The 13013-nt window shown below is 61.6% G+C and carries 12 protein-coding genes and 1 tRNA gene; 9 read left to right on the top strand and 4 right to left on the bottom strand.

Going from position 1 to position 13013, the window contains the following annotated elements:
• Positions 1–52 precede the first annotated feature (52 nt).
• The 3 genes from C4S68_RS14205 (at position 53) to C4S68_RS14195 (ending at position 1742) form a co-directional block, all read left to right on the top strand.
• Positions 53–535, top strand: coding sequence for a hypothetical protein (locus C4S68_RS14205; protein WP_103933760.1), 483 nt, complete (start codon positions 53–55; stop codon positions 533–535).
• The gene (locus tag C4S68_RS14200) at positions 532–1077 is read left to right on the top strand and encodes a YraN family protein (RefSeq protein ID WP_103933759.1); all 546 of its coding nucleotides are present in this window, start codon (positions 532–534) and stop codon (positions 1075–1077) included. The genes C4S68_RS14205 and C4S68_RS14200 overlap by 4 nt, the downstream gene beginning before the upstream one ends.
• 167 nt (positions 1078–1244) lie before the next feature.
• Entirely contained in the window at positions 1245–1742 is a 498-nt protein-coding gene (locus C4S68_RS14195; protein WP_103933758.1) for a hypothetical protein, read from the top strand.
• On the opposite strand, the gene C4S68_RS14190 is transcribed toward C4S68_RS14195, so the two are convergent.
• Together C4S68_RS14190 and C4S68_RS14185 are read right to left on the bottom strand one after the other, a co-directional pair.
• Positions 1739–2476 carry an acid phosphatase gene (locus C4S68_RS14190; protein WP_103933757.1) on the bottom strand — a complete coding sequence of 246 codons (738 nt, stop codon included), beginning with the start codon at positions 2474–2476 and terminating at the stop codon, positions 1739–1741. The two genes, C4S68_RS14195 and C4S68_RS14190, sit on opposite strands and share 4 nt — an antisense overlap.
• Before the next feature lie 79 nt (positions 2477–2555).
• The gene (locus C4S68_RS14185) at positions 2556–5054 is read right to left on the bottom strand and encodes a TonB-dependent receptor (RefSeq protein WP_160115163.1); all 2499 of its coding nucleotides are present in this window, start codon (positions 5052–5054) and stop codon (positions 2556–2558) included.
• Between the two features lie 714 nt (positions 5055–5768).
• Between C4S68_RS14185 and C4S68_RS14180 the strand changes: the two genes are divergently transcribed.
• On the top strand, positions 5769–8495 hold the full coding sequence (locus C4S68_RS14180) for a TonB-dependent receptor (RefSeq protein ID WP_235011603.1): 2727 nt from the start codon (positions 5769–5771) through the stop codon (positions 8493–8495).
• Between the two features lie 123 nt (positions 8496–8618).
• Here the strand turns inward: C4S68_RS14180 and C4S68_RS14175 are convergent, their stop codons facing one another.
• On the bottom strand, positions 8619–8912 hold the full coding sequence (locus C4S68_RS14175; protein WP_200821561.1) for a toxin-antitoxin system HicB family antitoxin: 294 nt from the start codon (positions 8910–8912) through the stop codon (positions 8619–8621).
• Between the two features lie 358 nt (positions 8913–9270).
• Positions 9271–9444, bottom strand: a complete 174-nt coding sequence (locus C4S68_RS23230) for a hypothetical protein (RefSeq protein WP_160115162.1) — start codon at positions 9442–9444, stop codon at positions 9271–9273.
• Between the two features lie 509 nt (positions 9445–9953).
• On the opposite strand from C4S68_RS23230, the gene C4S68_RS14165 reads away from it, so the two are divergent.
• The 5 genes from C4S68_RS14165 to C4S68_RS14145 all read left to right on the top strand — a co-directional run bounded on the left by C4S68_RS14165 (position 9954) and on the right by C4S68_RS14145 (position 12983).
• Positions 9954–10193, top strand: coding sequence for a toxin-antitoxin system HicB family antitoxin (locus tag C4S68_RS14165; RefSeq protein WP_103933754.1), 240 nt, complete (start codon positions 9954–9956; stop codon positions 10191–10193).
• Positions 10194–10408: 215 nt separating this feature from the next.
• The gene (locus tag C4S68_RS14160) at positions 10409–11770 is read left to right on the top strand and encodes a pilus assembly protein TadG-related protein (protein WP_103933753.1); all 1362 of its coding nucleotides are present in this window, start codon (positions 10409–10411) and stop codon (positions 11768–11770) included.
• A gap of 2 nt (positions 11771–11772) precedes the next feature.
• On the top strand, positions 11773–12252 hold the full coding sequence (locus tag C4S68_RS14155) for a TadE/TadG family type IV pilus assembly protein (protein ID WP_160115161.1): 480 nt from the start codon (positions 11773–11775) through the stop codon (positions 12250–12252).
• Positions 12253–12278: 26 nt separating this feature from the next.
• Entirely contained in the window at positions 12279–12791 is a 513-nt protein-coding gene (locus tag C4S68_RS14150; protein WP_103933751.1) for a TadE/TadG family type IV pilus assembly protein, read from the top strand.
• A gap of 116 nt (positions 12792–12907) precedes the next feature.
• Positions 12908–12983, top strand: a tRNA-Ile gene (locus C4S68_RS14145).
• Positions 12984–13013 lie beyond the last annotated feature (30 nt).

Raw genomic sequence — 13013 nt, 5'->3', positions numbered from 1 at the left:
CGTCGTCACCCAATCTATGCCCCTGCACGAAGAGTTGTTGCTACAGGCGCGAATGTTGGCCACAGCGGATAGCTCCAGCCGCCCCATCGCGGTTCCGCTCCAGGCGAACCTTCGCCGCGCCATCTCTGCGGGATACTATGCGGTCTTCCATCTGCTCATCGCGGAAGCCGTCGGACGGCTTCTGCCCACGGCTCCGCCGACTCTTACCGCCCGCGTCAGCCGAGCCTTCGAGCACAGAGAGATGAAAAAGGTGTGCGACTGGTTCGTAAAGCCGCAGTTGCCCGATCAGCTTCGCGATCTCCTTCCAGGCGGCGTCTCTCCCGAACTGAACCGGGTCGCTAAGAACTTTCTTCAGCTCCAGGAAGCGCGCCATAGAGCCGACTACGATCTCCAGTTTCCTCTGGATCGCCAGATCGCTCTCGCACGGGTTAAGGAAGCGGAAGATCTCTTCCGCACGTGGAATAACGTCCGCGATGAGGAAGACTCGCGCATCTTTCTTACGGCGCTGGCGTTCGGCGGTCGGTGGTCCAAGTGAACCTCTCATCCACACGCCGCAATGGCTTCCTCACCCTCGAAGCCCGCCTCTACACCCGCCTGCGCCGCCTCGCCGACGACCGTCTCGCCGCTCGCGCCCTCCGCTTATGCAAGCGCCCCAAACCCGAGCACCTCCTCACCGGCGAACGCGGCGAGGATGCCGCCTTCTTCTGGCTCCGCGAGCGGGGCTGGCAGATCACCGCCCGCCGCTGGCGCGCTCCCCGGGGTCCCGGGGACCTCGATCTCGTCGCCTGGCTCCCCGCCTCGCCCGAATCCCCGCACCCCACTCTCGTCGTCTTCGAGGTCAAGGCCCGCACCCGCCGCGACTTCTATCCCGCCCAGTCCCAGGTCGATCCGGCCAAGCAGCGCATCCTCCGCCGCGTCGCCCGCGCCTACCTCCGCCAGTATCCCGAGACTGAACGCGAGCAGCTCCGCGTCCGCTTCGACGTCATCGCCGTCTACCTCCTCGGCGACCAGCCCGAGTGCGAGCACTACGAAAACGCCTTCGCCCTGCACGACGACCGACCTCGCCGTCGCAGCTAACCGCGAAGCGGCTAACGGCGACCCCGCTACCCACCAAAGGTGGCTAACGACCGAAGGTCGCCGTCTCACGCATCCGTTTTCCCGCTCTCCGGTGTCTAATAATCTGCGAACACCCTTTCGCCGCCTGCGCGAAGGGCCACGACATCGACGAACGAAGGAAGACCTCCATGAGCAGCCTGATGAACGCCCCCGCGTTTAACCCCGCGAAAGAGAAGCAGAACCGGAACATCCTCATCGCCATCGCCGCGTCCATCGTGCTGCTCATCGTGCTCACCTTCGTGGGCTACGTCACCGGGCACGGCTGGCTCTTCTCCAACTACCCCTCCCAGCGCAAGGTCGACAAGTTCCTCAACGCGATCGAAGCCAAGGACTACGCGAAGGCCTACGGCATCTATAACAACGATGCCGACTGGGCCTCGCACGCGGATAAGTACAAGGACTATCCCCTCGCCCGCTTCACCGAGGACTGGACCACCCACAGCCCCATCGAAGCCCCCATCACGAGCCATCACGTCGACGCTTCCGCCACCGACGGCAGCGGCACCTTCGGCACCGGCGTCATCGTCGCGGTCAACGTGAACGACAAGAAGGAAATCTTCATGTACGCCCTGCGCTCCGATGGAACCCTCACCTGGCCCGCACCGCATGAGTTGACGCGCTACTAGGGGAGAGCGGCAGCACGGACAGGAGCCGCCACCAGCCCCAGGTGGCTCCTGACCTCTGCCTTCGCCCCCGCGAGCTCTCTCTGGAAGTCGGGCGATGCCGCAATCAGACCATACAGCGACGTGGCGATCAGCCGTGACGCCGCGACATCACTTGGATAGTGAACCCCGCACACCACGCGGTTCTGCGTGTACTGGTCCAACCGGTGAAGGATCTCGGGCGACCGCTCAGGAACAATCTGCGTGAGGGCAAGCGCCTCCAGCGTGCCCACCATGCTGTGCCCGCTTGGATAAGAGTTGCTGGCGGTCTTCTCGCACACGGGATGAACCTCCGCAGAAGTAACAAACGGACGTGGCCGCCCGTAGTACACCTTCATCGGATTGTTGATCACCGCAGAGGCATCGCGGAGGTGCTGCGAAAACGCCGCCGTCAGCGGCAGCTCCGCTGCACTGAACTTCGGACCGAGGACAGTCGCAAACGCGAACATGTCTTCTTCCTTATCGTCCGCCTGTGCCTGCTGGATCTGCGCCGCTGTGCGGGTGCGCTGTTCGAGCAGAACTTCCTTCATGTCCTGCCTATCGAGCTCCGAGCCCGGCGCCGGCGGAGCAGGAGTCAGCGCGACGAAGTCGATGGTTTGCGCTTTGAACCATGGGCTGGTCCGCGGCGCCTTCGCGGTAGGAGACTGTTGCGCACCGGCAACGGAAGTAAGGATGAGGAGAAAAACCAACGATCGCATGGGACGCTCTCACGGATGACGAGGATAGGAACGGGCAGGCCGGAAGTTACCGGCCTGCCCAGGCTGAGCCACAGGAAAGTTATTCCTTGTGGCGAGTAAGGCCCACCTGAAAGGAGACAGTGATGCTGCGGCCCGGAAGCAGCGTGAGCGTGTCGCCAGCGTTGGGAGTGAACGTGGTCCCGGCCGTTGCGGCAGTGAGCCCGGTGATGCCCTGAGCATTGAACAGGTTGTTGAAGCTCAAGCGCAGCTTTGACTCTCCGAAGTACGGGAGCTGACGGACGTTGTAGTTCAGGAACAGATTGGAGAGCGTGAACGGATCGATGGGAATCACCTGGCTGGCGGTAATGCTCGTGCTGCCCGAGACCGTGCCATCGGTGTAGTTCAGCTTGACCGTCGCCTTGTTGTCGTTCCACATCGGTCCGATGCGCTTCGTGAGCCAGCCGAAGTCGAAGCCATGCGAGTTATACGTCAGTCCCCACGTCTCCGTGTTCGCCGGTGTGCTGGCGACAGCCGCGCCGTTGTTGGGATTGATGTAGTACTTGTTGCCCGTCGAAGTACCGGTGAGGATCGTCTGGCTCGTATAGCGCGCCGAGCCGACCGTGCCGTTGGTATAGAGAAGAAAGCCGTGCGTGAGGGAGATGTTCGCTTCGCCCTCGAAGCCCTTCGTCGTCGAGTTGCCCGAGCTCTGGTACTCGTTCGCGCCGGCAGCCGTGGGGTCCGGCGAAGCCGTGTAGCCGTTACCGAACAGCACGTAGTAAAAGTCGCCGTCGAGGGTCAGGCGGCGAAGCTTCAGCACCGAGCCCGTCTGATACGTGTAGGCCTTCGTCTGCTTCGGGAGCACCGTCACCGGGTTCACGAGCACACCACTCACTACGTTCGGCACATCGAACACGCTCGACGGAGGAATGAGGCTGCCGGTGCCGAACTGCGCGTAGGCCGACCAGTTCTCACGGAAGCGATAGTTCACGTCCGCCGAAGGAAGAACCGTGTTGAACGTGGCGTAGTGATAGACCGCGGTCTGCCCTGCCGGGAGCGTACCAACGGCGCCGCCGTTGTCGGAGAGCTGCTTCAAATCGAACGTGTAGCGCGAGAACTTCGCTCCGCCGGTAACCGTAAGCTTCAGCGTCGGATGCCACTCGTACTCGGCAAACGGCTGGTAGCTGTTGGTGTGGAAGAACTCGTTGAAGTTCGGCAGCACCGTGTCCTTCAGCGTGATCGGATCCTGCGGAATCTGATGGCGCGAGGTCGTCGCCCACTCGTACCAGAGACCCGTCCGGAAGATGCCATACTTCGACACCTGGCTCACCGTGGTGATGTCGCCGTACTTGCGATAGCTGTTCAGCTTGTCCACGCCGCAGGTCTGCGTGCCCTCCGGCAGGCAGTTGGTCGACGAGATCACACCCGTCTTCGGCGTCGAAGCATAGTTCTGCTGGTTGTAGTAGCTGTACGTGTACTGCTTCGTGTCCACATGCCAGCCATGGCCCAGCGGCATGATGAAGCCCACATACTCGAAGTCCGAAGGGATGTGGTAGTAGTTATAGCCCGCATAATCGGAGCGTGTATTGTCCGTGTTCTGCAGCAGGTAGTTGTACTGCGCCAGATACTGGGTACGCGTCGGGCCCTTGGTGTTCGGCGTGTTGGTGTCCAGCAAGCCAACGCCGCTGTAGCCCGTCAGGATCTTCTCGTCGTTGAAGCGGTACTCCACCTTGATGTCGCCGGCCGAGCGCATCTGCGCGTTCCAGGTCTGAAAGCCATCCGAGGTCAGGTGGTTGAAGTCGGCAAGGAAGTGCGTCTTCTTGTTCGCGCCCAGCGGGCCCGAGTTCACCTGCACGTCCGTCAGAATCGTGTTCCACGATCCATAGCTCACCGAGCCGATGATGTCCGGGTTCTGGCGCAGCGTCTTCGACAGCATGTTGATCGAGCCGCCGAAGGGCGTCGGTCCAACCGTCGACGCGGTGCCCGGCGAGCGATCGAAGTCCACACTGCCGATGAAGGGTGCCGGGAAGAACGCCCACGAATGATGCGTCGGCGAGTTCGTGTCCTCGTAAGGGATGCCGTCGAAGGTGATGTCGTAGTTGCCGTCCGAGAAGCCGCGGAAGAAGTTCTTCGAGTCACCCAGGCCGCTGCCGTTGGGGTTCACCGAGAACGTGCCCGGCGCGAAGAAGATCATCTCCGTGTTGTCAGCCGTGGGCGTCGTGTAGTTCTCGATGAAGTGCGACGTGATCTCGGTACGCGCCGATCGGGCATCCAGACGCGCGTCCATCGGAGCAAGCTGCGCAGCGACAGAGTTCGACGCATCGGCCTGCACTTCGACCATCTGCTCCAGGTTCCCGATGCGCAGGGTCACGCTGAGTTCTGTGGCCTTGTCGCCCGCAACAGTCACGCTTGCCTGGTGCGTGGTCGCAAACCCGGGCGCGTCGGCGTCGAGAATATAGTTACCAGCCGGCACGTTGCTCAGCGCAAAGTGACCCGCCTCATCCGAGAGGGTGTTGCGGGTGACCTTGTTATCCGGTGAGTGGAGTGCGATCTTCGCGTGGGCGACGAGCGCGCCCTTACCGTCGACAACGGATCCAGCCACGGATGAGGCTGTCTGGGCCGAAAGTGTAGAAACAAGAAGAATGCTGGCCGTGAAAAGCGCAGCGAATTGCAAGCGTGCAGAGCGCACAGGCGGGTCTCCCTCAAAGTGGTGATAGGAGGAAGCTATGCAGCTTGTATAGACCAACTGTGAGTCTGGAGTTACAGCACGATTTCAATTCCCTTACGGAAACGTCATCTTCGAAGAGCGCGGCCCGTCCGGATACTTACAGTCACCAACCGGCACTAGCGCCGGCGAGCGCCTCGGACGGATCCCGCATCGCCCTCGCTCTCATTCGCGCCTGCGGCGCCTTCTGTCGACCGTAGCCAAAGCACGCCTTGCAATCGTCGCAAACGGTGACCCACGCCACAACATTTCTTTGCGCTGCACCCGCCTCTGTCAGCCTGACAAAACCACAGCCGCACTTGCTGTTCACAGTCCTTTAACCGTGGATTCACAGTCTGCTCACTCTATCCATTCACTCCGCTGACACACTTAGGTCACTCAGGTGATATCTGGGCGAACTACGACCTGCAAAGGCCCGGTCCGCGCCGCAGAGTGTCCGCTTCAAGGATGCCGGCGTGCGAACGAGATCAGGCCCCTGTGCGCCAATGAGACGCCGTAGCGCCGTTACAAATAGACCCGGGTTGCTGCCCCGTGAGTCAACATCCGCACCACTTTGAACCACTGCCCTACAAGGGGAAGGAAATCGCCAGAATGATGATCGTTCGAGAACACTCAGAAGACCTGCGTCGCATCGTGCGCCGGGTCAACCAATCGCTTGCAGGCTTTGCCCTGCTCGCAGTGAGCTTGTGCAGCGCGAGCTCGGCATTCGCTCAGGCTACGGGCATTGAGGGCACCATCACCGACTCCAAGGGTGGTGTGATTCCCAAGGCGACCGTCACCGCGAAGAACGAGAGGACCGGCAAGACCGTCTCGGTCACCGCCGACAGCCAGGGTCACTTCTCCTTTGCTTCTCTGCCAGATGGCGCCTACGATATCGACGCGATCTCTACTGGCTTCGGCGTCGCTCACCAGGTTGCCGTGCACGCTCCCGCAAGCCTGATGCTGGCGCTCCCGATCGGGCAAGCGACCACCGACATCACCGTCGACGCCGACCAGACCCACTCCGTCGCTGCGGCCCTCGCGCCCATGGACGCTCTCCTCTCCGAGACCTCCGCCCGCACCGAGATCACCGGGACCATGATCAAGAACTTCATGTCCCCCGTCGCCGACTACGGCGAAGCCGTCGAGATGGCTCCCGGCACCTTCACCACCAACGGCAACGGCGTCGGCCTCGGCCAGTCCAAGACCAACTTCCGCGGCTTCCCCGATGGTGACTACGACATCAAGTTCGACGGTATTCCCTGGTCCGATACCAACAGCGTTTCGCACCACTCCTGGGCATTCTTCCCGTCGCAGTTCCTCGGCGGTATCGACTTCGACCGCTCGCCCGGCACGGCTTCCACCATCGGCTATGCTCCCTTCGGCGGCTCCATCAACCTGCTCTCCAAGCCGTTCTCTCCCATCGAGAACGTCCGCGGCAGCGTCTCCTACGGCTCCTTCAACACCAAGCTGTATGACGGCGAGTATGACTCGGGCAACTTCGGCCCCGGCCACAAGTTCAACCTGAACATCGACGTCCACCACCTCGGCTCGGACGGCTACCAGACCTACAACTTCCAGACCCGCAACGCCGGCGACATCCAGGTCCAGTACAAGCTCTCCGACAAGACCACGATCACCGGCTTCTCGGCCGTCATCTGGCTCGACGCCAACACCCCCAACTTCAACGCCACCCGCTGCCAGATGTACGGCGCCGGGGCGAACTACACCTGCACCGGAACCAACGCTCCGTTTGCCGGCTCAGGCATCAATTTTTACCTGACCAATAACGCCGATCCGATGCTCTATCTGGACTACCAGTACAACTACTACCATGTGCCCACGGACTTCGAATACGTCGGTGTTCACAAGGAAATGGCGCACGGCTTCATCCTGGACTTCAAGCCTTACACCTACAACTACGACAACTCCGAGAAGTACTCCAACGCTGTTCCCATCACCGACAACGCGGCGCTCATCGGCACCACCTACGCTCCTCTCGGCGTCAAGATCACGGCCCTTTGCTCTGCTGGCGGATGCGGCGTCGACAAGTACAACAGCTACCGCACCTATGGCGAAACCTCGCAGCTGAGCCAGGTATCGAAGCTCGGTATCTTCCGCGCCGGCATGTGGTACGCGTGGTCCAACACCAACCGCCATCAGTACCCGTCCGACCCGTTGACGAACTGGACCGACCAGGCGCTACCGAACTTCAAGGAAACCTTCGTCCAGGACTCCTACCAGCCCTTCGCCGAGTACGAGTTCCACCCCACCTCGAAGCTCCTCATCACACCGGGCGTCAAGTTCTCCTACTACACCATCGGCACCAAGCAGTATGCCGACAACGGCGGTAAGATCGGCGGACTCGGCACCAACAACCCCGCCAGCTTCATCGCCAACGGCGGAAGCTACTTCGCCACGCTGCCTTCGGTCGCTGGCAACTACCGCATCACCAACAACTGGTCCGCGTACGCACAGTACGCCACCGGCACCATCGCTCCCCCGTCGTCGACCTTTGACTTCACCCAGTCCTCGACTGGGACCCCCGTCGCCACGCTTCCCAAGCAGCAGAAGACGACCACGTACCAGACCGGTACGGTGCTCAAGCTGAAGCGCGTCACGCTGGATCTGAGCTACTTCAATATCCACTTCGGCAGCGGCTACTCTTCGTTCACCCCGCTCAACACCGGCGAGCCGGTCTACTACCCCACGCCGCCTTCGATCACCCAGGGCGTCGAGGCTGAGAGCAACATCTCCCTCACCCACGGCCTCAGCCTCTACCTCAACGCCAGCTACGACGACGCCAAGTACACCGGCAGCGCCATCACCTACTGCACCTCGTCCGCGGCCGGCTGCACCTCGACCACCCCGACCATCACCACCCCGACCCCCAGCGGTCTCTGGGTAGCGAGCACCCCGTCCGACATCCTCACCGAGGGCCTCACCTACCAGCACAGCGGTTGGGACGCGGGCATCTTCAACAAGACCGTTGGCACCCAGCGCCTGGACGACGGCGGCTTCCACAACGAGGCCACGATCTCGCCCTTCACGCTCACCAACCTCTTCCTCAACTACACCATCCGCGGAACGAGCCACTTCAACAACACCAAGCTCCGCCTCAGCTTCAACAACATCTTCGACGAACACAACATCACCGGCGACAGCATCTCCACCAAGGCCAAGGCGAATACCATCACCGCCAACGGCACCAGCTACGCCGATCCATTCAACGCGAACATCTCTCAGGCGCCAGCCGCCGGAGCTGACGCCATCACCATCCTCCCTGGACGCAGCGTGATGTTCTCGGCAACCTTCGGCTTCGGACCCAAGGGACGCTAGACCAAAGCACCACCTGGCGGAAACGCCACAACGCACGAACAGCGCAACAAGAGACGAGGGACGCCATCTGGCGTCCCTCGTTTTGTCTTTCCCCCAAGGAAAATTTCGTCCGCTCGCCTCGCTTTATCGCGGCGGTCCTGCCTGGCCGCGCGGAACCATGTAAGGCGTCGCGGGGCGGCCTGTGCCCGTGCGGAGTGCTACACCCGGCGTCGTGGCAGGTGTCGAAGGCAAACGAAGCGACATGAGACCATCTGCTGACCTCTGCTGCATGCGGCTGACCTTCTCCGCCAGTGCAAGACCGATGAAGTGGTTGAGTGAGATACCTTCCTCCTGCGCGATTGATGCGGCCTGCTCCCGCAGCGTGGGAGGAAGACGCAGGAGGAAGCTCTGCTTCCGGCGAAGTGTGACATCCATCATGGGCCTCCTGTCGTAATGAAACATTCGCGGGCACGACCGTATTCTGTCGCGACGCTGGCTATCACAGGAGGATCGAAGAACCTCCCCACGCAGCCAGCGATATCACCACCACTTACAACTCCCAGCGGTATTGCTGGGGCTATGCACCGGAGAATACGCGCAAGCCGCAGCAGCGCTCAATGGTGCAATCCAGATAATCCGGGCTCGTGATATCACATCAGCTCGTGCGGACGTGGTCATCGCGATAGCAATGTCGCCGTCTCCGCGTCGGACGATTGGTCCTGATGGCGCGCCCACATCCAGCGCACTCCATATCCGCAATGCGGTTTGCATAGCGGGCCGCGCAGACGCAAACCGCCTAGCCTTTCAGCCTGCTCGCCCACGGCACATCAAGGAAGCCTGGCTGGACATCACGAAAAACCGCCTCTCCCGCAGCATCTACGCGCGATAGCTTTTCTTCGATGGCCTGGCTGATGAAGAAGTTGAGCGAGACGCCGGCGCGCTGTGCAATTTCAGCTGCCTGACGCTGCATGGATGGCCCAAGATGGACCGGAAGAGACTGGTGGCGGACGCAATTCTGTTCCATGGCTGATCTACTCCTCTGGGTTGTTGCAGCCTACCGTGCTCCTCACCTCGACCTCGAGGAGGGCCCGACGAGCACAGTCTTTATTGGTTTGGATGTGACGTCGATCACCAATTCGTGACACGAGGTGATATCACAAACAGCCTTTTCCCAATTGGGGAATAAGTGTTGTACATTACGGGTGATATCACCTCAACTTCAGGCAACGTTGAAGGCAACTAGTATCCAAAGCGCTGCATCTCTGCGGTACTGGTGATCGTCGGTTCACGGGAGACCGTGGTACAAGCGAGCAGCAATCGGGGCTGCGTCGCTGGTGCATCAGCTCACCTCGGTGGGCGGACTCCGAAGTTCGTTCGAAGCGGTGGGTCGTCCGGATAGCGCGGCAGGAACCTGGAACATTCCCTCGGAGGAAGTCCATCCAGGCGAGATCCTCCGCTTCGAAGTTTGCGAAGCACTTCATGACAACGAACCGGCGTCGGCAGAGCTTTCCACTTCGTTTATCTCCCCATGCGCGTACTCAGGCCTCCGAGCAGGCACGGCGCGAGGGCATCTCCCTGAATCACTTCATCAGCCTCGCTGTGGCTGAGAAGATCAGCCGCACGGAGCAGGACACGCTGCAGCGCCAGCAGCCGCCGGAACCCCGGCTGCGGACTGAAGCGCCCCTTCAGTCCCCCGATCGCCACGCCTCCGGGCAGTGAGCAGAGTCGCAGGTCTAGGTCCGCGCATGCGATTCGTGCGGCGGGACTTACTCCCTGCGTGCCAGGATTTCTTGAATCTCCCCGTGATATCACCGTGCGCGATTACTTATCGCGCCGCCGTGGAAATGACTTCTCAGCGTGCTTAGATATCCTTCACGCGGTCCTTCGGCCGAGTTACTTCGGTCACCGGAGCCGCGGGAAAGGCAGCATCGAGCATGTCAGTGCGCAGGTTCCTCCGCGACCAGACCGGACAGGCCCTCATCATCAGCGCCATTGCGCTGTCGATGGTCGTGGGCTTTCTGGGTATGGCCGTCGATGTGGGACATCTGTGGCAGGTCAAGCGCCAGCTGCAGACCGCAGCCGACTCTGCGGCACTCGCCGCGGCCATGGAGATTCGCACCTGTGGCTCCCTGCCGAACTGCCAGGCGATGCAGGACGCTGCCAGCAGCGCAATCACTGAGAACGGCTACAGCACGCCGACCGTCTACACCAACTGCACGAACGTCACCAGCACCGGCCTCTCGCTGACCATCAACGATCCTGTCTGCGCGATGGGCGCCAGCGATCCGAACTACGGCAGCACTCGCGCGGTCGAGGCCGTCGTCACCACCTATACGCCCACCTACTTTGCCCGCATCTTTGGCTTTGGGAACTTCAAGGTCGGCGCTCGGGCAGAAGCCGCACGCACCTCCGCCGGATGCGTGTACGCACTCGATCCCAGCGGCGACAACGCCGTCACCATCGATATCGCGCTGATGGCGGCGTGCTCCATCATTGATGAGTCGGCATCGCCCTACGCCCTCACCTGCCTGCTGTCGTTCACGGTCACGGCGCCGCGCATCCGCGTCACAGGGGGCGATGCAGGCCTGCTCTGCGGCATCGTGCCGCATCCCCAACTGAACGCGGCGAGGCCTACGCCCAACGACCCGCTCGCGTATCTCACTCCGCCTTCAACAACAACCTGCGGCACCAGCACGAGGTCGCCTTACTTCGGCTCCAGCTCCATGCTCACGCTTACGGCTCTCAATGGGCCCGTGGTGCTCAATCCTGGAACGTACTGCGGCGGTATCAACATCGCAGTCCTTGCCAACGTTACTTTCAATCCCGGAACGTACGTCATCGAGTCGAATAACACGGGATTACTAGGTCTGCCCGCCGGAGGACTTAGTATCAGTCTGCTCTCGACCGTCTCAGGCAGCGGTGTGACCTTCTATAACTATGGTCCGGTCGGCGGAATTACCTTCCTTGCACCCAGCGTGCTGGGACTGCTTGGCAGCGTCAACCTCACCGCGCCGACGACGGGAAGTTATCCCGGCATCCTCTTCTGGCAGGATGCCAGCAACACCACTCCCGCGACCATCCTCGCCAGCGGACCCTGGGGATCGAAGCTCGAAGGCGCCTTCTACTTCCCTTCCGCTTCGGTCAACTACGCCGTCGATGGAGTCGCCAATTACAACATCCTCGTGGCCAAGGACATCGTCTTTCTCGCGACCATCGGCAGTGTCTTCAACGCGAATTACAACTCGTTGCCCGGCGGTTCGCCGCTGAGCGACGATAGCGCGGTGCTGGTGCAATGACCATGACGCCCCCTCTGACTACCCGGCACCGCGCTTCCCTTCTCGCGAAGCATCTTCGGCTCGATCAATGCGGGTCCGCGCTGATCGAAACGGCGCTCGTATCGCCTCTGCTGGTTCTCCTGTTCGCCGGCGCCATCGACATTGGCCGCGTCTGCTACGTGGCCATCGAGGTCTCCAACGCCGCACAGGCAGGAGCTGTGTATGGCTCGCAGGCCCCGGAAGATTCCACCGGCATCGCCTCGGCTGCCCAGGTCGGGGCGCCGGATGTTTCCAACCTCAACGTCGCCGTCAGCACTGGCTGTGAGTGCTCAGACGGAAGCTCTCCGGTAGTCAACTGCACGTCCACCCCTGTCTGCGGACACAACGTGGTCCATTACGTCGAGGTGGACACCTCGACCACCGACTATCCCATCATCCTCGTGAACACGCTGCCAGCCTCGTTTCCTCTCTCCGGGAAAGCGCGGATGCGTGCAGCTTACTGACGGGCCAGCCCCCTGGGAGTAAATCCATGACCCAAACAATTCACGGTTCTGTCCGCGCGTGCATCTGCTTCGCCACCGATACCGCTGGCAATGCGAGCATCGACATCGCGATCAGCATGTCGCTGTTCCTGATGGCGCTCTTTGGCATCGTGGATTGCTCGCGGCTCGCCTACATCGACCACTTCCTCGCTACGGCGGCGAGTTCCGCCAGCCGCTACGCGATGGTTCGCGGATCCACCTGGAACGGCGCCAGCTGCACCAACACCATCAACGGAGGCTGCACCGCCACGTCCACCGACGTGGCGACATTTGTGAAGGCACTCGATGTCACGGGCATCTCGTCGAACAAGCTCACCGTAACGACCACCTGGCCCGGAACCGGCCCCACGGGCCTCGCCTGCGGTACAGCCTTCGGAACCAACGGCCCCGGCTGCGTGGTGAACGTAAGTGTCACCTACGCCTTCAACTTCGCGTTACCGTTCCTTCCAACCGGAACGATGAATCTGCACAGCTCCGCCTCCGAGACCATCGTCCAGTAGCGCAACGGATCTGCCAGCGCGACAGGACCGCAACCGACGGTTTCGCGCTTCCCCAGGCAAACACGGCATACTGGTAGGCGTACCTCCGCCGCCCACCTCGGGCGAATCGCGTGGAGGGGCCTATAGCTCAATGGTCAGAGCAGGGGACTCATAATCCCTTGGTTCCAGGTTCGAGTCCTGGTGGGCCCACCACACTCCTCTTGCCGCGCGGTCATCGCGTGC

The organism is Bryocella elongata, assembly GCF_900108185.1.
Lineage (GTDB): Bacteria > Acidobacteriota > Terriglobia > Terriglobales > Acidobacteriaceae > Granulicella > Granulicella elongata.
This window is presented reverse-complemented; position numbering and strand designations above follow the sequence as displayed.